The organism is Pseudomonas sp. FP1742 (genome assembly GCF_030687145.1).
Taxonomy (GTDB): domain Bacteria; phylum Pseudomonadota; class Gammaproteobacteria; order Pseudomonadales; family Pseudomonadaceae; genus Aquipseudomonas; species Aquipseudomonas frederiksbergensis_D.
The window spans coordinates 5,601,408-5,626,926 of sequence record NZ_CP117460.1 but is presented as its reverse complement, the minus strand read 5'-3'; the positions used below and the strand labels follow the sequence as shown (position 1 = coordinate 5,626,926).

22 protein-coding genes, 2 tRNA genes and 2 pseudogenes are annotated in these 25,519 nt (G+C 59.2%); 9 read left to right on the top strand and 17 right to left on the bottom strand.

What is annotated here, in order from left to right:
• Positions 1–78: 78 nt before the first annotated feature.
• Positions 79–807 (top strand): annotated as a pseudogene (locus PSH64_RS30545) (PAS domain-containing protein); the annotation flags it as partial.
• Positions 787–1,395: a methyl-accepting chemotaxis protein gene (locus PSH64_RS30540; protein WP_370694485.1), complete on the top strand. Its 609-nt coding sequence runs from the start codon at positions 787–789 to the stop codon at positions 1,393–1,395. The pseudogene PSH64_RS30545 and the gene PSH64_RS30540, both read left to right, overlap by 21 nt.
• Positions 1,396–1,493: 98 nt before the next feature.
• Here the strand turns inward: PSH64_RS30540 and ggt are convergent, their stop codons facing one another.
• From ggt to PSH64_RS25450, 3 genes are all read right to left on the bottom strand, one after another.
• Positions 1,494–3,338, bottom strand: coding sequence for a gamma-glutamyltransferase (gene ggt / locus PSH64_RS25460; RefSeq protein WP_305479078.1), 1,845 nt, complete (start codon positions 3,336–3,338; stop codon positions 1,494–1,496).
• Between the two features lie 138 nt (positions 3,339–3,476).
• Positions 3,477–3,553, bottom strand: a tRNA-Met gene (locus PSH64_RS25455).
• Between the two features lie 116 nt (positions 3,554–3,669).
• Positions 3,670–5,727 (bottom strand): methyl-accepting chemotaxis protein, encoded by a 2,058-nt coding sequence (locus tag PSH64_RS25450; protein WP_305479076.1) that lies wholly within the window; start codon positions 5,725–5,727, stop codon positions 3,670–3,672.
• A gap of 321 nt (positions 5,728–6,048) precedes the next feature.
• Here PSH64_RS25450 and PSH64_RS25445 point away from each other — a divergent pair, with 321 nt between their 5' ends.
• Positions 6,049–7,266: an MFS transporter gene (locus PSH64_RS25445; RefSeq protein ID WP_305479074.1), complete on the top strand. Its 1,218-nt coding sequence runs from the start codon at positions 6,049–6,051 to the stop codon at positions 7,264–7,266.
• Positions 7,267–7,820: 554 nt separating this feature from the next.
• On the opposite strand, the pseudogene PSH64_RS25435 reads toward PSH64_RS25445, so the two are convergent.
• The 9 genes and pseudogenes from PSH64_RS25435 to PSH64_RS25395 form a co-directional block, all read right to left on the bottom strand.
• Positions 7,821–8,067: pseudogene (locus PSH64_RS25435) on the bottom strand (aminocyclopropane-1-carboxylate deaminase/D-cysteine desulfhydrase family protein); the annotation flags it as partial.
• Between the two features lie 158 nt (positions 8,068–8,225).
• Entirely contained in the window at positions 8,226–9,326 is a 1,101-nt protein-coding gene (ychF, locus tag PSH64_RS25430; RefSeq protein ID WP_105348028.1) for a redox-regulated ATPase YchF, read from the bottom strand.
• 22 nt (positions 9,327–9,348) lie between these two features.
• On the bottom strand, positions 9,349–9,933 hold the full coding sequence (pth, locus tag PSH64_RS25425; protein ID WP_007939748.1) for an aminoacyl-tRNA hydrolase: 585 nt from the start codon (positions 9,931–9,933) through the stop codon (positions 9,349–9,351).
• Positions 9,934–10,102: 169 nt separating this feature from the next.
• On the bottom strand, positions 10,103–10,702 hold the full coding sequence (locus tag PSH64_RS25420; protein WP_105348023.1) for a 50S ribosomal protein L25/general stress protein Ctc: 600 nt from the start codon (positions 10,700–10,702) through the stop codon (positions 10,103–10,105).
• A 142-nt stretch (positions 10,703–10,844) separates the two neighbouring features.
• Entirely contained in the window at positions 10,845–11,786 is a 942-nt protein-coding gene (locus PSH64_RS25415; protein WP_003171603.1) for a ribose-phosphate pyrophosphokinase, read from the bottom strand.
• 46 nt (positions 11,787–11,832) lie between these two features.
• A tRNA-Gln gene (locus tag PSH64_RS25410) sits at positions 11,833–11,907 on the bottom strand.
• Between the two features lie 37 nt (positions 11,908–11,944).
• Positions 11,945–12,796, bottom strand: a complete 852-nt coding sequence (gene ispE, locus PSH64_RS25405) for a 4-(cytidine 5'-diphospho)-2-C-methyl-D-erythritol kinase (protein WP_305481208.1) — start codon at positions 12,794–12,796, stop codon at positions 11,945–11,947.
• 2 nt (positions 12,797–12,798) lie between these two features.
• Positions 12,799–13,416, bottom strand: a complete 618-nt coding sequence (gene lolB / locus PSH64_RS25400) for a lipoprotein insertase outer membrane protein LolB (RefSeq protein ID WP_105348019.1) — start codon at positions 13,414–13,416, stop codon at positions 12,799–12,801.
• Between the two features lie 4 nt (positions 13,417–13,420).
• Positions 13,421–15,145 carry a tetratricopeptide repeat protein gene (locus PSH64_RS25395; protein ID WP_305479071.1) on the bottom strand — a complete coding sequence of 575 codons (1,725 nt, stop codon included), beginning with the start codon at positions 15,143–15,145 and terminating at the stop codon, positions 13,421–13,423.
• Between the two features lie 235 nt (positions 15,146–15,380).
• Here PSH64_RS25395 and hemA point away from each other — a divergent pair, with 235 nt between their 5' ends.
• The 6 genes from hemA to PSH64_RS25365 all read left to right on the top strand — a co-directional run bounded on the left by hemA (position 15,381) and on the right by PSH64_RS25365 (position 20,747).
• Entirely contained in the window at positions 15,381–16,670 is a 1,290-nt protein-coding gene (gene hemA / locus PSH64_RS25390; protein ID WP_105348014.1) for a glutamyl-tRNA reductase, read from the top strand.
• A complete protein-coding gene (gene prfA / locus PSH64_RS25385; RefSeq protein ID WP_305479069.1) occupies positions 16,667–17,749 on the top strand; it encodes a peptide chain release factor 1 in 1,083 nt (360 codons plus the stop codon). Before hemA ends, prfA begins: the two co-directional genes overlap by 4 nt.
• The gene (prmC, locus tag PSH64_RS25380) at positions 17,750–18,580 is read left to right on the top strand and encodes a peptide chain release factor N(5)-glutamine methyltransferase (protein ID WP_305479067.1); all 831 of its coding nucleotides are present in this window, start codon (positions 17,750–17,752) and stop codon (positions 18,578–18,580) included.
• Positions 18,574–19,329, top strand: coding sequence for a molybdopterin-synthase adenylyltransferase MoeB (locus PSH64_RS25375; protein ID WP_305479065.1), 756 nt, complete (start codon positions 18,574–18,576; stop codon positions 19,327–19,329). Before prmC ends, PSH64_RS25375 begins: the two co-directional genes overlap by 7 nt.
• Entirely contained in the window at positions 19,322–20,113 is a 792-nt protein-coding gene (gene murI, locus PSH64_RS25370; protein ID WP_305479063.1) for a glutamate racemase, read from the top strand. The genes PSH64_RS25375 and murI overlap by 8 nt, the downstream gene beginning before the upstream one ends.
• Before the next feature lie 115 nt (positions 20,114–20,228).
• Positions 20,229–20,747, top strand: coding sequence for an acyloxyacyl hydrolase (locus PSH64_RS25365; protein ID WP_105348001.1), 519 nt, complete (start codon positions 20,229–20,231; stop codon positions 20,745–20,747).
• 134 nt (positions 20,748–20,881) lie between these two features.
• Here the strand turns inward: PSH64_RS25365 and PSH64_RS25360 are convergent, their stop codons facing one another.
• The 5 genes from PSH64_RS25360 to PSH64_RS25340 are packed head-to-tail and all read right to left on the bottom strand — an operon-like array spanning position 20,882 to position 25,445.
• Positions 20,882–21,187: a YkgJ family cysteine cluster protein gene (locus tag PSH64_RS25360; protein WP_105347998.1), complete on the bottom strand. Its 306-nt coding sequence runs from the start codon at positions 21,185–21,187 to the stop codon at positions 20,882–20,884.
• Positions 21,188–21,247: 60 nt separating this feature from the next.
• Entirely contained in the window at positions 21,248–22,024 is a 777-nt protein-coding gene (locus tag PSH64_RS25355; protein ID WP_305479060.1) for an SDR family oxidoreductase, read from the bottom strand.
• A gap of 40 nt (positions 22,025–22,064) precedes the next feature.
• On the bottom strand, positions 22,065–23,507 hold the full coding sequence (gene phrB, locus PSH64_RS25350; protein ID WP_305479059.1) for a deoxyribodipyrimidine photo-lyase: 1,443 nt from the start codon (positions 23,505–23,507) through the stop codon (positions 22,065–22,067).
• Positions 23,508–23,541: 34 nt separating this feature from the next.
• Entirely contained in the window at positions 23,542–24,483 is a 942-nt protein-coding gene (locus tag PSH64_RS25345; RefSeq protein WP_305479057.1) for a MerR family transcriptional regulator, read from the bottom strand.
• Positions 24,483–25,445, bottom strand: coding sequence for a DUF523 and DUF1722 domain-containing protein (locus PSH64_RS25340; protein WP_305479055.1), 963 nt, complete (start codon positions 25,443–25,445; stop codon positions 24,483–24,485). The genes PSH64_RS25345 and PSH64_RS25340 overlap by 1 nt, the downstream gene beginning before the upstream one ends.
• Positions 25,446–25,519: the final 74 nt, after the last annotated feature.

The following is a 25,519-nucleotide window of genomic DNA, read 5'->3' as shown; positions in this document are numbered from 1 at the left end:
ACACTCTTCAGAAAATATCCGCAAAGCCGATGGTTAGGCTGTAAGCCGCTTTTTATCTCTGTCCATCGGTGCTTTCCCATGTTCAATAAACGCTTGAAGCAGGAGCTGTCGGCTCTTCGCGAAGAACTCTCCAGCCTTCAGCAAGTCAAGGAGAGCCTGGACAGCGAAATGCTGGTCCTGACCCTTGATGCCGATGGCAGGATTCAATCGGTCAACCAGAACTTCATGGGCGAGATGCTCTACAAGAGCAACGATCTGGTCGGTCGACACATTGAAGACATTGTCCCGGCTCATGTGAAGTCAGATGAATTCCACCACCGCTTCAGGGCCGCGCTGACCCGTGGTGAGCACTTTGCCGGCGCCGTCCGTTTGCTGCGCGGCAACGGCGCCGAAGCCTGGTTGCGTTCGATCATGCAGCCGGTGCGGTCCTCGGACGGCCGGATCAAGCACTTCTCGATTTACTCCAGCGACCTGACCCGTACCATCGAGGCGTCCCGTGAACATGCAAACCTGATTGGCGCGCTGGTGCGCTCGACGGCAGTCATTGAGTTCGACCTCAATGGCAACGTGCTGACGGCCAATGAGCGTTTTCTCAGCGGCATGGGGTACAGCCTGGCGCAGATCCAGGGTAAACATCACCGCACTTTCTGCGAGCCGGAGGAATACAACAGCGCCGACTATCAGAACTTCTGGCGTCGCCTGAACGCCGGCGAGTTCGTGGCCGATCGTTTCAAACGCATCGACAGCCACGGTCGCGTGGTCTGGCTGGAGGCTTCCTACAACCCCGTGGTCGACGCCAACAACAAGCTCTACAAAGTGGTGAAGTTCGCCACGGTGATTACCGATCAGGTCAATCAGGAGCAGGCCGTCGCCGAAGCAGCCAACATTGCCTACAGCACTTCTCAGCAAACCGACCAGAGTGCACAGCGCGGTACTGCCGTGGTGACTCAAGCGGTGGACGTCATGCGTGACCTGGCCAAACACATGCAAACCGCCGGCGAAGGCATCGAAGCGCTGAACGAGCAATCGCTGGTGATCGGTACCATCGTCAAAACCATCAGTGGCATCGCCGAACAGACCAACCTGCTGGCGCTCAACGCGGCCATCGAAGCGGCTCGCGCCGGTGAACAGGGGCGCGGGTTTGCCGTGGTGGCGGACGAAGTCCGGCAATTGGCCTCGCGCACCAGCCAGGCGACCGATGAAATTGTCGGCGTCGTGCGTCAGAACCAGGACATGGCGCGCAACGCCGTGGCCCTGATGACCGACGGCAAACTGCAGGCTGAACAAGGTCTGGCGCTGGCGGCGGAGGCGGGCACGGTGATCGTCGAGATCCAGGACGGTGCGCAGAAAGTGGTCAACGCGGTCGGGCAGTTTGCCAACCAACTATCGACTTGATGTTATCTGTCCAGCGTGAGTAGCCCCTTATCAGGACAAGACGTTATCAATAAAAAGGCCTACCTGCCGGTAAGCCTTTTCTTATTCCCGCGTACGACTCAATCCCCCAGCGCTTTCCCCTCACGCCGTGGATCGGCCCCGCCAGCCAACGCAGCTTTCCCCTGCGCATCCTTGACCCGAACAATCGCCTGAGTCCCGCTGGTCATGTCGATCTCGCTCACGCTGTGCCCTTTGTCCTTCAGCGCCTGAATCAGCGCCGGGCTGAATTGACCCTGTTCCAGTTCGGTCGGGCCGTTGCGGCTGCCGAAGTTGGGCAGGTTGATGGCGGTTTGCGGGTCGAGGTTCCAGTCGAGCAGGCCGATGGTGGATTTGGCCACGTACTCGATGATCTGCGAGCCACCGGGAGAACCGACGGTGGCCAGGAATTCGCCGCTCCGACGGTCGAAGATCAGCGTAGGCGCCATGGACGAGCGCGGGCGTTTGCCGGGTTCGACGCGGTTGGCGACTTTTTGTCCATTCTCTTCGGGGATGAACGAGAAGTCGGTCATCTGGTTGTTGAGCACAAAACCCTGGACCATCAAGTGCGAACCGAATGCCGCTTCCACGGTGGTGGTCATGGACACGGCGCCGCCCTCGTCATCGACCGCCACCACCTGCGAGGTGGAGATGCGCAGCGGCGAGCGGTCCGGCGCGTAGGCAACCTGAATGCCCGGCGGGGTGCCGGGTTTGGCCATGCCCATGCTGCGATCACCTATCAAGGCGGCGCGGCTGGCCAGGTAAGTCGGGTCGACCAGCCCTTTGACCGGTACGGGCACGAAGTCGGTGTCGGCGACGTACTGCGCGCGGTCGGCGTAAGCCAGGCGCTCGGCTTCGGCGATCAGGTGCACGGCTTCAGGTGACGGCTCAATGCCCGCCGGTTTGCTGGTCTTGATTGGTTTGAGTGGTGCCAGGGCAAAACGTGGTTCGCGAGATTCCAATGCCTGCAAGGTCCCGAGGATTTGCGCCACGGCGATCCCGCCCGACGACGGAGGCGGCATGCCGCAGACCTGCCAGCGCTTGTAGTCGGTGCACAGCGGCGCGCGTTCCTTGGCCTTGTAGCCTTGGAGATCGGTCAGCGACAGGCTACCGGGGTTGGTATGGTCTTGAACCTTGGCGACGATCTCTTTTGCGATCGGGCCTTTGTACAGCGCGTCGGGACCTTCCGTGGCGATACGCTTCAACACCGCGGCGAGTGCCGGGTTTTTCAGTTGCGTACCGATGGCTTTCGGACTGCCGTCGGCATTCAGAAAGTAGGCGGCCATATCCGGTGAGCGCTGGATAAACGAGTCTGCCGCGATCAACTGATGCAGTCGTGGCGAGATGGCGAAACCTTGCTCGGCGAGTTTGATGGCGGGTTCGAACAGCCTCGCCCACGGCAGACGACCGTGCTTTTGATGGGCCAGCTCAAGCGCCCGCAACACACCCGGCGTACCCACCGAGCGACCACCGATCTGCGCCTGGGTGAACGGCATCGGTTTGCCATCGGCTTGCAGGAACAGTTTCTCGGTGGCACCGGCCGGCGCGGTTTCGCGGCCGTCGTAGGTGCGCACAGCCTTGCCGTCCCACAGCACGATCAATGCGCCACCGCCGATACCTGACGATTGCGGTTCGACCAGCGTCAACACTGCTTGCATGGCAATGGCCGCATCAATCGCCGAGCCGCCCTCGCGCAGCATCTCCCGCCCGGCGTCGGCCGCCAGCGGATTGGCGGCCGCGGCCATGTGTTTTGAGGCGTGTCGGGTCTGCAGGTCAGTGCGATAACCGGAGGCGATTTCCGGCGCGACCGGCAACGTCGAGACCGAAGGCGAAGGGGGCGGCGCATTACACGCGGCGAGAGTCAAAGCGGTGGCAATCAGCGAAAGGGCTGACAGGCGATAGCGACTCAAGTGGAAGGCTGAGAACACGCGGGGCACTCCGTCCATGGGATAAAAGGTCCGGGGACTTTATCGGCCGAAGGAGTGGTAAGCAAATCAGGGTTCGCCCGCCACTTTTCTCGGGGCATAAAAAAACGGCCTACCTTTCGGTAAGCCGTTTTTAGTACTTGGTGGCTACACAGGGACTTGAACCCCGGACCCCAGCATTATGAATGCTATGCTCTAACCAACTGAGCTATGTAGCCAAGTGGCGCGCATTATTCACCTGGAACGACGATGCGTCAAGCGTAAATCTAAAATATTTCTCCACACTTTCAACCGCTTATCCCGCTGACCCGAAAAATCGGGCCAGGGAAGGGCATCAACCGAGCTGAAATCTCCCGGTATTTGCACTCAAGGCCTTGCTGCCCTGGCTCAAGGTGTCTGCGGCAAGGTTCACCGCCCGCGCGCCTTCGAGCAAGCGTACCGCCGCCTGATCGACCTGCTGGATGTTGCCGCTGACTTCATCGGCGGTGCTCGCTTGCTCTTCGACGGCGGTAGCGATCTGCGCCAGGGTGTCGGTGACGCTTTGCACCGCGCTGGCGATTTCTCCCAGGCGTTCGCCGAGACCGGTGACGGCTTGCGCATCCGATTGCGCCTGGCCGCAGGCAGCCTCCATCAGGCTTACCGCTTCGTTCACGGTGCTGCGCAGGCTGTCGACGGTGCCGGCGATCTGCGCGGTGGAGGACTGGGTGCGTTGCGACAGGCTGCGCACTTCATCGGCCACCACCGCAAAGCCGCGACCTTGCTCGCCAGCCCGTGCGGCCTCGATGGCGGCGTTGAGGGCCAGCAGGTTGGTTTGCTCGGCCACGCCGCGAATGGTGTCGACCACCAATTGAATCTGCTGCCCTTGCTCACTGACCCGACCCAGTGCTGCCGCGGTGTCGTTCAACCGCTGATTGAGCTGCTGAATACTCGCTGTCGTGCGTTGGCTGTCGCGGCTGCTGTCGGCAGCGATGCGTTGGGTATGCTGAGCGCTGCCAGACGCCTGTTCGCAACTCTGGGCGACGCCTTGGGAGGTCGCGGCCAATTGCGTGGCGGCTGCGGCGATCTGGCTGATCTGCAACTGCTGGGCTTCGACTTCGCCAAGAGCGCCTCTGGAGTGATCGTTGAGCGTGCGTACCGCATTGCTCAGCTGCAGGGTTTCGTGATCGACGCCCAGCAAACTGTTGCGCAGTTGTACCACCGCAACGTTCAGCGAGGTGCTGATCGCTGCCAGTTCGTCGCGGCCCTGTACCGGCACTTGCAGGCTCAGGTTGCCGTCACGCAGCGCTTCGGCCAATAGCGTGATGCCGCTGGCGCTGCGACGGATAGAGGCCTGCAGACAGATGAACAGGTACAGCGCGGCCAGCAGCAGGCAGCCAAAAATTGTCGCCACCAGGATGAACTGGCGGATGGCCGAGCCGTGGTAATAATCCAGCCGTTGATCCAGCGAAACCAACGATTGCTGGCGCAGCGAGGCGAGGTTGCCGAGGAGGGCGTCGAGATTGCGTTCGAAGTCTTCGGGCTTGAGGTTGATGCTGCCACCGAAGACGCCGTCGTCCAGCACTTTCAAACCGCTATCCAGCTGCTTGAGGCTGTCATGGTACTGCCCGGCCCAGGTTTGCAGGGCACTGGGCAGGCGCGCTTCCAGCAGGCTACCAGTTTTCACCAGCTGTTCCCGAGCGTCGCCGATGCGGCTGCGCAAGTCGCGCAATTGCAGGCGGCTTTGCAGAGTGAACTGCCCGGACACCACCGAAGCTTGACCAACCGCGGCGAGGCGACCGATCCGTTCGATCAGGTCCGGTGCGTGTTGAGTGGAGATCTGCGTCAGCAGATAAGTTTCCAGCCAGGGTGCGAGGGTCAGGCGATTGTCCATGGCGATTTGTTCGCGCAAGGCTTGCAGGGCGCTCAAGGCATTGGTGAAGCGATCATAGCCGTCCGGCCACCATCCAACGCTGCTCAGGCTTTTCGAATCCAGGCTGGTGAGGGCGCTTTGCAGGGCTTGATAGCGGGTGAGGGTCTCGCCCTCGGCGCCTTCGGCGTTCAGGGCATTACCCAAGTCTGTGATTGCCTGGGCCACAGCCGGCTGAACCGTGTCGAACGCCGCCATCGCCGCGATGGTTGCTGGTGTCGGCTGGCGGTTGGTTTCGGTGGCGCGCCAGCGCGCGGCACGGTCACGCTGGGCGGCGAGCAAGTTGTCGAGCGCATCCAGGGCAATCAATTGCCGGACCCCGGCGCGTTCGCCGGCGATCAGGCTCAACTTGTCACGATAGTCCTGGCCGATCATCCACAAGCTGCCTGCCAGCGGCAGGATAAACAGCAGAAACAGCAGCTGAAATTTGCGCGCGAAGCCGAAACGCCCCAGCAGTCCGATCCCCGGTGATAAAAAAGCCTGCATGCCCCATGACTCCTCTGGACACCACGCACCATTGGCGTGCGTCGAAGCCATTGCGGCCACGACTGATGCCCTGCTAAAAGGCCTCGAAAGTTCACCTTGGTCCGCTCTGTAGGCCGACTCTGTAGCGAAACTTCCCATTCTCGGTCCCCTTTGTAAGGGGCCGCGTTGAAGCGGATAAGCAAGGCAAGATTCAGACCATGGCTTTGCGCTATCACCTTTTTTTGAAGTCGTTAGCAGGCTAAGGGGATGGCGCGACTGCACCGAAAAATGGCACATTGACCGACCTGCCAGTGCGCACCCATCCGCAGTACGGAAACTCTTATGGCTATCAGCAACGTTCAGTCCGCCCCGACCTCGGTGCCCGCTTCTTCACCAAGCAGTCCGCTGGTCATGCGCATCATCGGCGCGGTGGCGCTGGCGCATTTGATCAACGACCTGATTCAGGCGGTGCTGCCGTCGATCTATCCAATGCTAAAGGCCAACTATGGGTTGACGTTCACTCAGGTCGGCCTGATCACCCTGACGTTTCAACTGACGGCCTCGCTGTTGCAGCCGTGGGTCGGTTACCACACGGATCGTCATCCCAAGCCATGGCTATTGCCGGCCGGTACTGTCTGCACACTGATCGGCATACTGATGATGTCAGTGGTCGGCAGCTTCCCGATGATTCTGCTGGCCGCGGGGTTGATCGGGATCGGCTCGTCGACTTTTCACCCGGAAGCTTCTCGCGTCGCGCGACTGGCCTCGGGCGGGCGCTTCGGCCTGGCGCAGTCGACGTTTCAGGTCGGTGGTAATGCGGGCTCGGCCTTCGGGCCGTTGCTGGCGGCAGCGATCATCATTCCTTACGGGCAGGGCAATGTGGCCTGGTTCGGATTGTTCGCGCTGTTTGCGTTGTTCGTGCTGTACCGGATCAGCCGCTGGTACGCCAATCACTTGAACCTGTTCAAGCTCAAGCAAGGTCAGGCAGCGACTCACGGTCTGTCGAAAAGCCGAGTGATCAGCGCGCTGGTGGTACTCGGGCTGTTGGTGTTCTCCAAATATTTCTACATGGCCAGTTTCACCAGCTATTTCACGTTCTACCTGATCGAGAAATTCGACCTGTCGGTGGCCAGCTCGCAGTTGCATCTGTTCCTGTTTCTGGGGGCGGTAGCGGCGGGGACCTTTTTCGGCGGGCCTATCGGCGACAAGATCGGGCGCAAGGCGGTGATCTGGTTCTCGATCCTCGGTGTGGCGCCATTCACGCTGCTGCTGCCCCATGTGGACCTGTTCTGGACCAGTGTATTGAGCGTGGTGATCGGTTTCATTCTGGCCTCGGCGTTCTCGGCCATCGTGGTGTATGCGCAAGAACTGGTGCCGGGCAATGTCGGGATGATCGCCGGAGTGTTCTTCGGACTGATGTTTGGCTTTGGCGGAATTGGTGCGGCGCTACTCGGGCATCTGGCGGATATTCACGGCATTGAGTACGTGTACTTCCTGTGTTCGTTCTTGCCGTTGTTGGGGGTGTTGGCGATCTTTCTGCCACGGACCAAAAAAGTCTGACCCGGAGCGCCTGCGGGCACCTGCAGCCGTGATTGCAATTTGCGCAAATCACTATCCTGGTGGACACTTCGCGCCTTTCTGGACTCGATAAGGACGCGAGCAGTGGAGTTTGACAGGAATCAATTTATCGCCAATCACGGCATTGTCTTCAGCGTCACCCGTTTCAGCATCACCCCCAGTATCATCAAGTCCCAAGGAACATAGGCCCATGAGTCTCTACAGTCAGTATGCGTTGGCCTGTGTGGGGATGGTGCTGCTATACACTTGCGTAAGGAGCTACGTACTCAGGAAATGGCTCGGTATTGCTCTGGTCGGTCTGGGCTTTGGCGTGATGTTTGTGCTGCCACCCTACATTGGCAGCATTGATGTCGGGATCTTTGCAATCGCGGTAGTGGGGGCGGGGTCTTCGATGTTCTTCAATCGGAGTAAGTACCGAGTGTGAACATCGCGGTGGCGGTTCCTGATAAAGGAGCCGCCGTAGCCTTTGTTGTGCTGGTTTTATCCACGAAAAAAGATGTCGCGTCCTGAATGAGGTTTATACCTGTTTCAGGATCCTCAAAATATTCAGCCGTTTCGTCAATTTCCGCTCCCAGCACGCGGCTCATCAGGATATTCCCAACCCGGTCGTAGACCGCATCCGGGAATGGAACCCAGCTTTCCGCCAAACGCAAGCCCGGAGTTGCAATCCTCTCGTTTGGCATAGAGCTCGATATTGCCCCCGAGACACGCCGATAGGCGATTCAGTTTCTCGATCGGCGTAGGGCCGAACATGAGTGGATAGCGTTCAAATTTCTCCAGCATGACGGTTCTCCAGATCACGGATGAGCCGTTTTCAATCTAGCAGAGCACATGTAAGAGGGTTGCGCGCTACCAGGATCCCAAAAAGCAAAATCCCCGTATCAGCGAGTGATTACGGGGATTTTCAGTCTATCGGGTTCCGTGTAAATCCACGGTCACCGTTACACGTTGAAACGGAAGTGCATCACGTCGCCGTCTTTAACGATGTAATCCTTGCCTTCCAGACGCCATTTACCCGCTTCTTTGGCGCCGGCTTCGCCCTTGTACTGGATGAAGTCGTCGTAGGCGATGACTTCGGCACGGATGAAGCCTTTTTCGAAGTCGGTGTGGATCACGCCAGCGGCTTGTGGCGCGGTAGCACCGACGCGCACGGTCCAGGCGCGGACTTCTTCGACACCGGCGGTGAAGTAGGTCTGCAGGTGCAGCATCTCGTAGCCGGCACGAATCACGCGGTTCAGGCCGGGCTCTTCGAGGCCCAGGGCTTCGAGGAACATGTCTTTCTCTTCACCGTCTTCCAGTTCGGCGATTTCGGCTTCGATCTTGTTGCAGACCGGAACCACCATGGCGCCTTCTTCTTCGGCAATGGCTTTGACGATGTCCAGCAGCGGGTTGTTCTCGAAACCGTCTTCAGCAACGTTGGCGATATACATGACTGGCTTGGTGGTCAGCAGGTGGAAGCCACGAATCACTGCTTTGTCGTCGGCACCCATGTTCTTCATCAACGTGCGCGCAGGCTTGCCGAGGGTGAAGTGAGCGATCAGCTGTTCGAGCAGGCCTTTCTGGACCACGGCGTCCTTGTCGCCACCCTTGGCGTTGCGGGTGACTTTCTGCAGTTGCTTCTCGCAGCTGTCGAGGTCGGCGAAGATCAGTTCCAGGTCGATGATCTCGATGTCGCGCTTCGGGTCGACGCTGTTGGAGACGTGAATCACGTTCTCGTCTTCGAAGCAGCGGACCACGTGAGCGATGGCATCGGTTTCGCGGATGTTGGCGAGGAACTTGTTGCCCAGGCCTTCACCTTTCGAGGCGCCGGCAACCAGGCCTGCGATGTCGACGAATTCCATGGTGGTCGGCAGGATGCGCTTTGGATTGACTATGACCGCCAAGGCTTCCAGGCGCGGGTCCGGCATCGGCACGATACCGGTGTTCGGCTCGATGGTGCAGAAGGGGAAGTTCTCGGCCGCAATCCCGGACTTGGTCAGGGCGTTGAACAGGGTGGACTTGCCGACGTTAGGCAGGCCGACGATGCCGCAATTGAATCCCATGGTGTTTCCCCTCGGGTAAGAGTCAGGCCTTCTGGCTGTGCAGGTTTTTCATCGCGCGGTTCCATTCCCCGGCGAGGATATCCGGCAGCACGCCGAGGGCAAAGTCGATGCTGGCATCGAGTTTTTCCTGTTCGGCGCGTGGCGCACGACCCAGGACGAAGTTTGAAACCATACTGGCAACGCCCGGGTGGCCAATGCCAAGCCGCAGGCGGTGAAAGGTATTCTGATTGCCCAATTGCGCAATGATGTCGCGCAACCCGTTATGACCGCCATGGCCGCCGCCCTGTTTGAGTTTGGCAACGCCCGGAGGCAGGTCGAGTTCGTCATGCGCCACCAGAATCTCTTCCGGCTTTATGCGAAAGAAACCGGCAAGTGCCGCCACGGCCTGGCCGCTGCGGTTCATATAGGTGGTGGGAATCAATAGACGAACATCCTGACCCTGATGCGAAAAGCGCCCGGTCAGGCCGAAATATTTGCGATCGGCCACAAGGTTGACACCCTGTGCCTGCGCGATGCGCTCAACAAAAAGGGCCCCTGCGTTATGCCGGGTCTGTTCGTATTCAGCGCCTGGATTTCCCAGGCCAACGATCAGTTTGATGGCAGTCACGATAGGGGCCCTTCCTTGAAGTGGTGGATAACATCGCCGTCATCAGGGAGTGCGGCGAAAGCGGACGACAAGTGCTCATTTACCATTATGTAAACTCCGCGTTCTCGCCTGCTTTCTCGCTACGCTCTAGTCCGCGATGTTTCCGGTCACTCCGGCGTACAGAGTAAAATTACTCTGCAGCGCCTTCTGCAGCTTCTGGAGCAACACGTGGAGCGTGAACGTTGGCAACAGCCAGGTCGTTACCGTGAGCCAGAGCAACAAACTCAACGCCTTTAGCAGCTTTGAGGTCGGACAGGTGAATGATCGAACCGACTTCGGCGTCAGCCAGGTCAACTTCGATGAATTCAGGCAGGTCTTTCGGCAGGCAGGTCACTTCGATTTCAGAAACAACGTGCGAAATTTCGCCGCCTTTCTTGATCGGAGCCGCTTCGTTGATGAAGTGTACAGGCACGACAGCGGTCAGTTTCTGGCCAGCTACTACGCGTACAAAGTCAGCGTGCATCACGTGGCCTTTGGCCGGGTGACGCTGCAGAGCCTTGATGATTACGTTTTGCTTGGTGCCGCCAACGTTCAGCTCGATGATGTGGCTGTAAGCCGCTTCGTTTTCGAGCAGTTTGGCAACTTCTTTAGCCAGCATGCTGATGGATTCAGGGGCTTTGTCGCCACCGTAAACTACAGCTGGAACCAGGCTTGCGAGACGACGCAGGCGGCGGCTCGCACCTTTCCCCAGGTCGGAACGCACTTCAGCATTCAGAGTAAAATCGTTCATGTTGTATCTCCAAAATAACCACATTCGCCCCAGCGTTTGCGACCAGCGCTAAAGGCGATATGGGCAAAAAAGCCCCGCCCCGACAGGAATGCCGGGGCGGGGCGCTTTTCGTCAACAGGATGTAATGAAAAGGGCAGGGCCCTTAACGGAACATCGCGCTGATCGATTCTTCATTGCTGATGCGGCGGACCGCCTCGGCAACTACCGGTGCGATATCCAGTTGGCGGATACGCGCACAGGCTTGTGCTGCAGCGGACAGCGGGATGGTGTTCGTCACCACCAGCTCGTCCAGCACGGAATTTTCAATGTTTTCGATCGCCCGACCCGACAGCACAGGGTGCGTGCAGTAGGCGAAAACCTTGGCAGCGCCATGCTCTTTCAGGGCCTTGGCCGCGTGGCACAGAGTGCCGGCGGTATCGACCATGTCATCGACCAGAATACAGGTACGCCCTTCGACATCACCGATGATATGCATCACTTCAGAGTGATTGGCTTTCTCACGGCGTTTGTCGATGATCCCGAGATCCACGCCCAGGGATTTGGCAACAGCCCGTGCACGCACGACGCCGCCAATGTCCGGGGACACGATCATCAGGTTTTCGAAGCGCTGATCTTCAATGTCATCCACCAGTACCGGGGAGCCGTAGATGTTATCTACCGGAATATCGAAGAAACCCTGGATTTGGTCAGCATGCAGATCAACCGTGAGAACACGGTCGATGCCGACTACGGTAAGCATGTCAGCAACGACTTTCGCGCTGATAGCCACACGTGCGGAACGCGGACGGCGATCCTGACGGGCATAACCAAAGTAAGGAATAACAGCAGTGATACGAGTAGCCGAGGAGCGGCGGAAGGCATCAGCCATCACTACCAGTTCCATCAGGTTATCGTTGGTCGGAGCGCAAGTCGGCTGAATAATGAAGACGTCTTTACCGCGGACGTTTTCATTGATCTCGGCAGTAATTTCGCCGTCGGAGAACTTACCGACAGAGATGTCACCGAGAGGGATATGCAGCTGACGTACGACACGCCGAGCCAGATCGGGGTTGGCGTTCCCCGTAAAGACCATCATCTTGGACACGCGCAGTACCTGAAGGCTGAGGGTAACCTGGATGAGTATAGGAAAATGGCAGGGGCGGCTGGATTCGAACCAACGCATGGCAGGATCAAAACCTGCTGCCTTACCGCTTGGCGACGCCCCTGTATCTGTTGCTACGAGTACCCAGTACCCGATTCCTTTTAGAGCAGACTTTGCAGCTTGCGATGCAACATCGAAACGTTGCTTCCTTTTGCCACAAACCCTGTAAGGGTCTCTGTAAGAAGGGCCGAGACTTTATCAGCTTCAGCTTTGCTTGGGAAGCCCCCAAACACACAACTTCCAGTTCCGGTGAGTTTTGCTTCGGTAAATTTACCTAACAAATTCAAGGCGTTATGTACCTCTGGATAACGTCTTGCTACCACCGGCAAGCAGTCATTTCGACTGTTTCCCTTGGGAACGGGGCGCACTTTAATGGGAGGAGTGTTACGTGTCAACAGTGGATCTGAAAAAATTTCTGCTGTACTTACAGATACTTGCGGCACAAGCACCAGATACCACGGTTCCTCGGGTTCTACAGGTGTGAGTTTCTCTCCCACGCCCTCGGCGAAAGCCGCGTGGCCACGCACGAAAACCGGGACGTCGGCGCCAAGCGTCAGACCCAGCGCGGCCAGCCGGTCTTCATCCCAGTTCAGTTGCCAGAGGTGATTGAGACCCAGCAACGTGGTCGCCGCATTCGAACTGCCGCCACCGATTCCACCGCCCATGGGCAGGATTTTTTCGATCCAGATGTCGATGCCCAACGAACAGCCGGATTGCTCCTGGAGTTTTTTTGCGGCTTTGACGATCAGGTTGCTGTCATGAGGGACGCCAGCGAATTCGGTGTGCAACCGAATCACGCCATCGTCGCGAACGGCGAAGGTGATTTCATCACCGTAATCGAGAAACTGAAAAATCGTCTGCAGCTCGTGGTAACCGTCTTCACGGCGACCGAGAATATGCAGCATCAGGTTGAGTTTGGCGGGCGAGGGCAAAGTCAGGCGTGGCGCAGTCATGTTCACTGCCCCAATTTGCGTGGTTGCCATTCCTTGATCACCAGCGTGACATCAAGGTCGGTGCCGTGCAGTTTGATCCGCTCGGGCAGCCAATAGCCGTTTTGCTCGGCATAACTGAGGTACTCGACCTGCCAGCCATCCTGTTCAAGGCTGGACAGGCGGCTGTCGACATCCAGGGTCAAGCGACTTTTGCTGTCCGGGGCCGGGAGCCCGCGAACCCACCACGCCAGATGGGACACCGGTAATTTCCAGCCCAGTTGTTCTTCGACCAGGGCTTCCGGAGTCGGTGCGTCATAACGGCCCTGATTGGCGACTTCCAGCGAGACTTTGCCGGGGCGCCCAGTCAAGCGGGCCGCGCCACGACCCAGCGGGCCGGAGAGGCGGATGTCGTAATAATCCTGGCGCTGCAGCCAGAACAAGGTGCCGCTGCCCGAATCTTTCGGTGCGCGGATGCCGATCTTGCCGTTGATCTGCCAGCCATCGAGACCGGCCAGTTGCTGTTTGTGCTCGCGCCATTGGGCCGGGTTGCCGTGCCCCTCGACCGATTCACGGGCGCCGAAGCCCGCGCAGCCGGCGAGCAGGGCGATGAAGCTGAAAACGATAATGTGGCGCAAAAACATAATCTTAAAGAGTCTCTGATCCGGTCAGGCGCTTGATGGTGCTGCGCAGGGCAGGGCTGTCGGGCTGTTCCTTGAGGAACTTGCTCCAGACTTGTTTGGCTTCGCGTTGTTTGCCATTGACCCACAGGACTTCGCCCAGGTGAGCGGCGACTTCCTGATCGGGGAAGCGTTCCAGTGCCTGGCGCAAATAACGCTCGGCCTCATCGAGGTTGCCCAGGCGGAAATTCACCCAGCCGAGGCTGTCGAGAACGGCCGGGTCTTCCGGGTTGATCTGGTGCGCCTGTTCGATCAGGGCCTTGGCTTCGGCGTAGCGTGTGGTGCGGTCGGACAGGGTGTAGCCAAGGGCATTCAATGCCATCGCATTGTCCGGGTCGCGTTTGATGATCAGTCGCAGGTCTTTTTCCATCTGCGCCAGGTCATTACGTTTTTCCGCCTGCATGGCCCGGGTATACAGCAGATTCAAATCGTCCGGGTATTTCTGCAGGGCTTGCTGCAAGACTTTCCAGGCCTTGTCGCCCTGTTTGTTGGCCGACAAGGTTTCGACTTCGATCAGGTACAACTGGATCGCGTAATCGGGTTGCTCGTCGCGCTGGGCCGCCAGGCGGCTTTGGGCTTCGGCGGTCCTGCCGTTGTTCATCAGAATATCGGCCTGACGCAATTGCGCCGGCAGGTAATCGTTGCCCGGCCCGACCTGGGCGTACTCGATCAACGCACCCTGGGGGTCGTTACGCTCTTCAGCGATGCGCCCAAGGTTCAGGTGTGCCGAGTCGACATGGCTTTCCCGGGCGATCAAGTCTTCCAGATAACCCTTGGCCTCGTTCCAGGCCTTGGCTTCCAGACAGACCAGGGCCAGTGAATAACGCAGTTCGTCGTCTTCCGGGTATTGCTGAACGAGGCTCGAGAACTCGACCTTGGCGTCATCCATGCGGTCCTGTTCGACCAGAGTGCGCGCGTAGGTCAGGCGCAGGCGTTTGTCATCCGGGTATTTCTTGATGCTTTTTTTCAGCAACGGCAAGGCTTCATCGCCACGGTTGAGCCCTTGCAACAGGCGCGCCCGTAGCAGGATCGGCGCTATTTCACCTTCATCCGGCGGGTTGTCTTCGAGCAGGGTCAGTGCGCCTTTGGCATCGCCATCCTGTTGCAGCAGCAAGGCCTTGCCGAAAATCAGCTGGTTGTTGTGCGGATGACGCTGCAGCAAGCGGTCGAAACCTTTCATCAGACCGTTGCGGGTCTCCTGGTCGGTATCGGCCGCAGACAGGGCAAGGAAGTCGAAATGCGTGTCGCCTTTGCCTTGCAGGACTTTTTCCATATAAACCATGGAATCGTCGTAACGCCCGGCGCGGGCGAGTTGCACGGCCGCCGCCCGTTGCGCCTCGAGATCGTTCGGGGCGTTTTTTGCCCAGATCAGCGAGGTGTCGAGAGCGGCTTGATCAGCGCCCAGGTATTCGGCAATGCGAAATGCCCGCTCGGAGATGCCCGGATCCTGGGTATTGATGGCCTGGGTCACGTAGTTGTCCAGGGCAATGTCGTAACGATTGCGCTGGCCCGCCAGTTCTGCGCTCAACAGGCTGAAGACGGTTTCTTCACTGAACGAGCTGTAAACCTTGGGCTTTTCAGGCGCCGGAGTGTTGTCTTCGACCGGCGGCGTACCGTCCGACGAAACGGGTGCCAAGGCCTGGCAGCCGCTGAGGAAGACAAAAGCAAGGAGCAACGCGGAAGATCTATTCATATAGGGAAGAGGACGACTAACCTGCGGTCGGATCATCATGACACAAGCCTTCGGCCAAACATAACCGCCCGGCCAATTTACCCGCGCACGTAATCCCGGCAAGCCCGGCGCCGGTGTAAACGAGAATGGATCTCGGCTTCGGCAGCGTCAACCGGGACGATAGCTATCGAGTGGTTGTTCTGGCTCTGTCGAAGTAGGACAATTGTCGGCTTCACGTCACCATCAGCGACCTTGAATGGCCTTCCTTGCACTCGGTATTAACCACAAGACTGCTTCAGTAGACGTCCGCGAGCGCGTGGCCTTTACCCCTGAGCAGCTGGTTGAGGCCTTGCAGCAGCTCTGCCGACTCACCGACAGCCGCGAAGCTGCGATCCTCTCCACCTGCAATCGCAGCGAACTGTATATAGAACAGGATCACCTTTCGGCTGACATCGTGTTGCGCTGGCTGGCCGATTATCATCATTTGAGCCTCGATGAGCTACGCGCCAGCGCTTATGTGCATGAAGATGATGCGGCAGTTCGTCACATGATGCGGGTCGCTTCCGGGCTCGATTCGCTGGTGTTGGGCGAGCCGCAGATTCTCGGTCAGATGAAGTCGGCTTATGCTGTGGCTCGCGAAGCCGGCACCATCGGTCCGTTGCTCGGGCGGCTGTTCCAGGCCACGTTCAATGCGGCCAAACAGGTGCGAACCGATACCGCCATCGGCGAAAACCCGGTGTCCGTGGCGTTTGCCGCGGTCAGCCTGGCGAAACAGATTTTCAGCGATTTGCAACGCAGCCAGGCCTTGCTGATCGGCGCCGGCGAGACCATCACCCTGGTCGCCCGCCATCTGCATGAGCTGGGGGTGAAGCGAATCGTGGTTGCCAACCGCACCCTGGAGCGCGCAAGCACCCTGGCCGAGCAGTTCGGTGCCCACGCGGTGCTGCTTTCGGACATCCCGGCGGAACTGGTGCGCAGCGATATCGTCATCAGTTCCACTGCCAGCCAATTGCCGATTCTCGGTAAAGGCGCAGTGGAAAGCGCCTTGAAATTGCGCAAGCACAAGCCGATCTTCATGGTGGATATTGCCGTTCCTCGGGATATCGAGCCGGAAGTCGGCGAACTGGACGACGTTTACCTGTATAGCGTCGACGATCTCCACGAAGTGGTCGCCGAAAACCTCAAGAGCCGTCAGGGCGCTGCCCAGGCCGCCGAAGAGATGGTGTCGGTCGGCGCCGAAGACTTCATGGTTCGCCTGCGTGAACTGGCGGCGGTGGATGTGCTCAAGGCCTATCGTCAACAAAGCGAGCGTCTGCGCGACGAAGAATTGCAGAAGGCCCAGCGCATGCTCGCCAACGGCAGCAGTGCCGAGGACGTGCTGGTGCAACTGGCCCGTGGCCTGACCAACAAACTCTTGCACGCCCCGAGCGTGCAATTGAAAAAGCTCTCTGCCGAAGGCCGCCTCGATGCGCTGGCCATGGCCCAGGAACTCTTTGCCCTCGGTGAGGGCTCATCGGATAGCTTTTCGGATAAGAAACCGCAATGAAAGCGTCACTGCTCAATAAGCTGGACATCCTCCAGGACCGTTTCGAGGAATTGACCGCCCTGCTTGGCGATGGCGAAGTCATTTCCGATCAGAACAAATTCCGCACCTATTCCAAGGAATACGCGGAAGTCGAGCCGATCGTCGACAGCTATAAACAGTTGCTTAAAGTGCAGGGCGACCTCGAAGGCGCGCAGGCACTGCTCAAGGACAGCGACCCGGACATGCGTGAAATGGCCGTGGAAGAAGTCCGCGAAGCCAAGGAACGATTGGTCGAACTCGAAGCCGGCCTGCAACGCATGCTGCTGCCCAAGGATCCGAACGACGGTCGCAACGTGTTCCTGGAAATCCGCGCGGGCACCGGCGGTGACGAAGCGGCGATTTTCTCCGGCGACCTGTTCCGCATGTATTCGCGTTACGCCGAGCGGCGTGGTTGGCGCGTGGAGATTCTCTCGGAGAACGAAGGCGAACACGGTGGCTATAAAGAAGTCATTGCCCGGGTCGAAGGCGAGAACGTCTACGGCAAACTGAAGTTCGAATCCGGTGCGCACCGTGTGCAGCGGGTTCCGGCCACTGAGTCTCAAGGTCGCATCCACACTTCGGCCTGCACCGTGGCGGTATTGCCCGAGCCGGATGAGCAGGAAGCCATTGAGATCAACCCGGCGGATCTGCGGGTCGACACCTATCGCTCCTCCGGTGCCGGTGGTCAGCACGTCAACAAGACCGACTCGGCGATTCGTATCACGCACTTGCCGTCCGGTATTGTCGTCGAGTGCCAGGAAGAACGTTCCCAGCACAAGAACCGCGCCCGGGCGATGTCCTGGCTGTCGGCCAAGCTCAACGACCAACAGACCAGCGCCGCCGCCAATGCCATCGCCAGCGAGCGTAAATTGCTGGTCGGTTCCGGTGACCGCTCCGAGCGGATCCGTACCTACAACTTCGCCCAGGGCCGGGTCACCGACCATCGGGTCAACCTGACGCTGTATTCGCTCGACGAAATTCTCGCGGGCGGTGTGGATGCGGTGATCGAACCGTTGCTGGCCGAGTACCAGGCCGACCAATTGGCAGCGATAGGTGAGTAAATGACGATCATTGCCAGTTTGCTGCGCGCCGCCGATTTGCCCGACTCGCCCACTGCGCGTCTGGATGCCGAATTGCTGCTGGCGGCGGCCTTGGGCAAGTCCCGGAGCTTTCTGCATACCTGGCCTGAGCGTATCGTCCCGAGCGAAGCGGCGCTGAAGTTTGCCGAGTACCTGCAACGCCGTCGTAGCGGTGAGCCGGTGGCCTATATTCTGGGGCAGCAAGGCTTCTGGAAGCTCGACCTTGAAGTCGCGCCTCACACGCTGATCCCGCGTCCCGACACTGAGTTGCTGGTGGAAACCGCGCTGGAACTGTTGCCGGCTACACGGGCCAAAGTGCTCGACCTGGGCACCGGCAGTGGAGCCATCGCGCTGGCGCTGGCCAGTGAGCGTCCAGCCTGGATAGTCACTGCCGTGGATCGCGTGCTCGAAGCCGTGGCCCTGGCCGAACGCAATCGTCAGCGCTTGAACCTGAACAACGCCACGGTGTTGAGCAGCCATTGGTTCAGCGCCTTGGAAGGCCAGCGTTTTCAACTGATCATCAGCAATCCGCCCTACATCGCGTCGACCGATCCGCATTTGGTGGAGGGCGACGTGCGCTTCGAACCGGCCAGCGCGCTGGTGGCCGGCGTCGATGGGCTCGACGATCTGCGTTTGATCATCGCCCAGGCACCGGCGCACCTTGAGGCGGGTGGCTGGTTGATGCTCGAACACGGTTACGATCAAGCCCTGGCAGTGCGCGATTTGCTGCTGACTCGCGGCTTTGAAGAAGTCCACAGCCGCACCGATCTGGGCGGTCACGAACGCATCAGTCTGGGGCGCTTGCCGTGCTGAATGATCAGGAGTTACTACGTTACAGCCGGCAGATTCTGCTGCAACACGTCGACATCGACGGCCAGTTGCGGCTCAAGGAAAGCCGCGTATTGATTGTCGGCCTCGGCGGCCTTGGCTCACCGGTTGCGCTGTACCTGGCCGCGGCCGGGGTCGGTGAGTTGCATCTGGCGGATTTCGACACGGTGGACCTGACCAATCTGCAGCGCCAGATCGTTCACGACACCGCCAGTGTCGGCCTGAGTAAGGTCGATTCGGCCATTCGTCGTCTGAGCGCAATCAATCCGGAAGTTCAGCTGATCGCCCATCGCGCCGCATTGGACGAGGACTCGCTGGCTGCCGCCGTTGCTGCGGTGGATCTGGTGCTGGACTGCTCCGACAATTTTTCCACCCGCGAGGCGGTCAACGCCGCGTGTGTGGCTGCACGCAAACCGCTGGTCAGCGGGGCGGCGATTCGGTTGGAAGGGCAATTGTCGGTATTTGACCCTCGTCGTCCAGAGAGTCCGTGTTACCACTGTTTATATGGGCACGGCAGCGAGGCCGAATTGACCTGCAGCGAAGCAGGCGTCGTCGGGCCTTTGGTCGGGCTGGTCGGCAGCCTCCAGGCGTTGGAAACGCTGAAACTGCTGGTGGGATTTGGCGAGCCACTGGTGGGCCGCCTGTTGTTGATCGATGCCTTGGGCACGCGGTTCCGTGAGTTGCGGGTCAAGCGTGATCCAGGCTGCAGCGTTTGCGGGGCAAGCCATGCGTGAAGCGCCGATCGCCGTATTCGACTCCGGTGTCGGCGGGCTGTCGGTGCTGGCCGAGATCCAGCGCCTGCTGCCCAACGAGTCTCTGTTGTACTTAGGCGATTGCGGGAATATCCCTTACGGCGAGAAAACCCCGGCATTCATCCGCCAGCGCTGCAGCGTCATGGCGCAGTTCTTTCAACAGCAAGGCGCCAAGGCGCTGGTTCTGGCTTGTAACACTGCGACAGTGGCTGGCGTTGCGGACTTGCGGCGCGATTTCCCCGAGTGGCCCATCGTCGGCATGGAGCCCGCGGTCAAACCGGCTGCTGCGGCGACGCGCAGCGGTGTGGTCGGGGTGCTCGCCACCACCGGTACTTTACAGAGCGCCAAGTTTACCGCCTTGCTCGACCGTTTCGCCACCGATGTGCGGGTGATTACTCAGCCTTGCCCCGGGCTGGTGGAGCTGATTGAAAATGGTGATCTGCACAGCGAGGCGTTGCGTCAGTTGCTGCAAGGGTATGTTGAGCCGCTACTGGCTGCTGGTGTAGACACGATCATTCTTGGCTGCACGCATTACCCCTTTCTGAAGCCGCTGCTCAAGCAGATGCTCCCGCACAGCATCAGCCTGATCGATACCGGTGCCGCTGTGGCGCGGCAGCTCCAGCGTCTGCTGGCCGAGCGTGAATTGCTGGCCGAGGGACCTGCTCGTCCCGCACAGTTCTGGTCGAGTGCGGACCCGGAGCATTTCAGAAATATATTGCCGATTCTGTGGAATATGTCTGGGGTTGTGCGAAGCTTCGATAGGTAGAGACGGTAGCAAGCGAATAATTGGGGTGAACTTCTGATTAAACGACGATTTCCATAGCTTTGTTTGTTGAGCAGCATAAAAACCATACCGAATTGTTCGGAAAAGGAAGTTTCTAATGAAGCGACTATTCTGTTTGGCCGCGATTGCGACCGCATTGATGGGGCACAGTTTTACCGCGCAGGCGGCAGGGGTGGAGTTCGGGGTCGGCCAGACCAGCGATTCGACCATGACCTACCGGCTAGGCATGCAGTTCGATTGGGACAAGAGCTGGTTGCAGAGTGACGTTGGTCGCTTGACCGGTTACTGGAGCGGCGCTTACACCTACTGGGAGGGCGACACAACAGCGAGCAACCACAGCTTGTCGTTCTCGCCGGTGCTGGTGTACGAATTTGCCGGTCAGACCATCAAACCCTACGTTGAAGCAGGGATCGGCGTAGCGGTGTTTGCCAACACCGAACTTGAAGATAACAAGCTCGGCAGTGCCTTTCAGTTCGAAGACCGTTTCGGGTTTGGTCTGCGCTTTGCCGGCGGACATGAAGTCGGGATTCGTGCCACCCACTACTCCAATGCCGGGCTCAGCAACCCGAACGACGGTGTAGAAAGTTACGCATTGCATTACACGATGCCGTTGTAAGCAGTACTGCACCTTTAATGTGGGAGCGGGCTTGCTCGCGAATACGATTTAACATTCAACACTGATGTTGACTGACAATCCGCTTTCGCGAGCAAGCCCGCTCCCACATTGGATTTTCGGTGGCCTGTTGTTGCTTACCGATACGCCGTCGCAATCCCCTGGCGTTCGGTGAGGCATTCCGGTGCGCCCATTTCGAACTCCCGGCAGATCAGCGGACGCTTTTCGTAGATGGTGCACATCATGCTGTTGCGATCCAGCGCGGCGCACCAGCCGTCATCCAGTCGCAGCATGACTTCCCCACCCCAATCATCGGTATCGATAAAGCGTTCGGGCACGCCGGTATCGGTGATCAGCATCACTTCAAGTTGGCAGCAGCAGGCCGCGCAGGTCGAACAGGTGACCGCGGGCTCGGTGACCTGGGTGTGGGGAATGGTTTTCATGGCGCGCAGTGTAAGGCAGTGGGCCCACGCTGTGTGAAAGGCCTGACAGACGCTCAGGTTTCACGGCATATCCTCGATCGGCGGATTGTTTCGCTCCATGCGCTTGCCGATTTCCAGTCCCGTCTGGCCGGGCTTTTGCGGCAGAGGCCAAAGGACAGGCATGAGCAGTTCCGGTATGGAGAGCTCTGCTGGACGATTCTCAAGTCTGTCGAAGACGTATCGCGCGGTTTTACTCGCTGACCAGTCAAGGTGCATCGGAACTTCAGTGTCCAGGGGGAGATCGATAAGCCCCGGACTGACCACAGTCACTTCGATGTTTTCCCGCGCCACGTCAATGCGTAACGATTCGAATAGCTGATGTAACCCGGCCTTTGAATTGCCCCAGGATTCGGCCCATGGCAGGGGCAGCCAGGTCACCGAGCTGGCCATGCCCACCAGATGCGGCGCCGTGCCCGCTTGTAACAGGGGCCGGGCGGCTGCGATGCAATAGCTGCTGGCAAGCAAGTTGGTACGCACGATGTGCTCGATGATGGACGAGTCGAACTGATAGGGGTCGACGTATTCGCAGGTGCCCGCGTTGAGGATCATGGTGTCCAGAGAACCCCATTCCTTGGCAATCTGCTCGCCGATTTCGCGCACCCGCTGGCCGTTGGTCAAATCACCCGCGACCACCAGCACTTGGCCGGGATAGCGTTGAGCCAGGGCTTTCAATGACGCCACTGAACGGGAGCTGACCGCCAGTTGGGCGCCGGTTTTCAGTATTTCTTCGGCCAGCGCGGCGCCAATGCCATTGCTGGCACCGGTCAACCAGTATCGCCTTGGAGGTGTACGACTCATCCCGATTCCCTTTTTAACCCAATAATTTCCCGATTCAATTTTATTGCGGTGACGATAAACCCTGTCGTGATGGCAGTTTCTTGAATGCGGCCAGGGCCCGTTCGCGGGAAGCACCCGTATGGACAATCGGTAATGGATAATCCACTACGCCGAACAATTCGTCGAGACTCGTCGGGTTGTGCAGGTGTTTTTTGTTCAGCCCGCTGAGTTCCGGCAACCAGTGCTTGATGAACACACCTTGCGCATCGAACTTTTCCGACTGGCTCAGCGGGTTGAAAATACGGAAGTAGGGCGCCGAATCGGTGCCGGTGGACGAACTCCACTGCCAGCCCCCGTTGTTCGCCGCCAGGTCACCGTCAATCAGATGCCGCATGAAGAAACGCTCGCCCTCACGCCAGTCGATCAGCAGGTTTTTGGTCAGGAACATCGCCACCACCATGCGCAAGCGGTTGTGCATCCAGCCGGTCTCCAGCAATTGGCGCATGGCGGCATCGATGATAGGCAGGCCGGTACGCGCTTGTTGCCAGGCCTTGAGGTCTTCCGGGGCGTCACGCCAGGCCAGGGCTTCGGTTTCCGGGCGGAAGGCGCGGTGCCGTGATACCCGTGGGTAACCCACCAGGATGTGTTTGTAGAACTCGCGCCACAGCAGCTCGTTGATCCAGGTGACGGTGCCGACCTTGCCGCTTTCGAACTCCCCCTGATTGCTTCGCAGTGCAGCGTGTAGACACTGTCGAGGGGAAATCACCCCGGCGGCGAGATAGGCCGAGAGTTGACTGGTGCCGGGTTTGGCCGGGAAGTCGCGCTCGCTGTGGTAATGATCGATCCGGGCATCGACAAACGAGTCGAGTCGGCGCCGGGCTTCGGTTTCACCGGCCGGCCAGAGGGCACGCAAGCTGTCGCCGGGCGTATCGAAACCCTCGACACGGGAGGGCGGTTCGTCGCTGCCGATATCCAGCGGAGCCTGGATGGCAGGGGGAACGACCAGCATGGGTAACGACGCGCGCAGGCGTTCGTAACAGACCTTGCGAAACTGGCTGAAGACCTGGAAGTAGGTTCCGGTTCTGGTAAGCACGGTGCCTGGCTTGAACAGCAACTGATCGAGGTGGCTGTAAAAGTCGATGCCCCGGGCGTTCAGCGCTTGGGCCACCGCTGCATCACGGCGTGTTTCATGGATGCCGTATTCCTCGTTGACGTGCACCGCGTCGATCTTCAACTGCTGGCACAGTTCGAGCAGCACCTTGGGGGCTTCATCCCAGCGGGCCGCCTGGCGAATCAGCAACGGGATGTTCAGGGCGTCCAGCGCGTGGCGTAATTCGCCCAGGTTGCGCAGCCAGAAATCCACTTTGCACGGTGCATCGTCGTGCTCAAGCCACTGCTGCGGGCTCAGCAAATACACCGCCACGCTCGGGCCACGGGCAGCGGCGGCCGAGAGGGCGGTGTTGTCGTGTAGACGCAAGTCGCTACGCAGCCAGATCAATTGCATGCTCGTATCCGTACGATTCATTAAGAAAGCGCCATTAAATGAGCCCGCGCTGAATCAGGTTCAGGTGGGCCGATAACGGGTCTTCGGCCAGGGACAAATCAGCAATGGCGGTGGTTTTTTCAGACAACTCGGCGTGGTGGATGCATACCGTTGCTCCGGCGATCATTTTTGGGCAGCTGACGCCATTCAAAAGTTTCGACAACTTTGAAAGATTCATCGCTTTGCTGGAATACAGCAGTACGCCGCGGGCTTGCAGGTGATCGACTGCCAGCGTCAGTTCGCCGGCAGGGAGTGGCCAGTCGAATACCTCCACCGGGCAATCGGTGCTGCTGATCAGCCAGGCGGTGAGCCACAGATGAGGCTCCAGTGGCAGGTCCGAGTGATTGATCAGCAGCATCGGCGCGGTGCGTAACTGGCGGTTGTTGTGATAGACCCTCGCGCCAAATTTGCTGCGCAACCAGGAATAGACAAACACCCGCTCCATCTGCGCGCCGAACTGGCCTTGCCAGCGTTGTTCCAGTTCCGCCAGTAACGGCATCAACAGGTGTTCACACAAGGTGCGTGGCGGATACAGCGCCATCGCCTGGTTCACGGTGTCATCGAGGGTGCGTTCGGCCAATTGAGTGACCGCGTGCAGCAGTGTCTGGCACAGCACCCGCCAATCGTTCCCGACGGGTTCGGTCAACACCTGAGGCGTATCGAGCAACTGCTTGACCTGGCTGACCGCCACGCCGCGATTGAGCCAGGTGAGGATGGTCAGGATTCGTTGAACGTGCTCGGCACAGAACAACCGATGCCCCTTGGGGGTGCGCTGAGGCACGATCAGCCCGTAGCGCCGTTCCCAGGCACGCAGGGTGACGGCGTTGACTCCGGTCTGCCGGGCCACTTCACGAATGGGCAGCCAGCCTGCGTCCAGGGCCTTCTTGAAGTCGGGGCCGAGGTCTTCGCGGGCACTGGTGTCTGGTGGGGGTTTCATTAGATCGCGTTTCGCAGACTGAGGTTTTCCGGGTGCGGTTGCAGGTAAACCTGTTGCGCAATGTACGGATCCGGGTGCTGGCGAAAGTAGTGTTTGAGCAACGTCAACGGCACCACCAGCGGCACGATGCCGTGGCGATACTGGTCGATGACGTGCTGCACTTCCCGTTTGTCTTCGGTGTTGATGACCTGTTTGAGATAGCCGCTGAGATGGTGCAGGACGTTGGCATGGGTGCGGCGCGTGGCGCATTTTTTCAAGGCCGCCATCAGTTCGCTGAAATAGCGCGGGCCGAGCACTTCGGGATCGGTCCGGCCCATGTTGCCCAGCAGGTTGCCCAGGGTTTTGTATTGCACCGGGTTATGGGCCATCAACAGGTATTTGTAGCGTGCGTGAAAATCCGTGAGGCCGCGCCGGGTCAGGCCTGTTTGCAGCAACTGTTGCCAGGCGCTGTAGGCGAACACGCGAGTGAGGAAGTTTTCCCGCAGTACCGGATCGTTGAGCCGGCCTTCTTCTTCCACAGGCAAATCGGGATGCCGCGCACAGAAGGCCCTGGCGTAAATGCCACGGCTACTGCCGTTCACCGGTGCGCCGTTGGCTTGGTAGACCTTGACCCGCTCCAGACCGCACGAAGGGGATTTCTGCATGAAGATATAGCCGCAGACGTCATCCAGCTCCACCGCCATTTTCCGAGCATATTCGGCCAGCGGTCGAGTGACATTGAGCTCAGGGTTGAGCGTGCCGACGGCGTCTGGATGTTCGGGATTGCCCACCAGGCGGATCGGTTCGCGAGGGATACCCAGGCCGATGGCGACTTCCGGACACACAGGGACGAAATCGAAATGATCGCAGAGGATGCGACTGCACAGCTGTGAGGTCTTGTGCCCGCCGTTGTAGCGCACTTCGGCCCCCATCAGGCAGGCGCTGATGGCTATTTTTGGTGGGGTATCTGACTGTGCAGGCATCGGAGCACCTCGAATCCAGACCTGTACAGGTTATTAGATCTGTACAGCATGTATCTCATCATAGAATCAAAGGT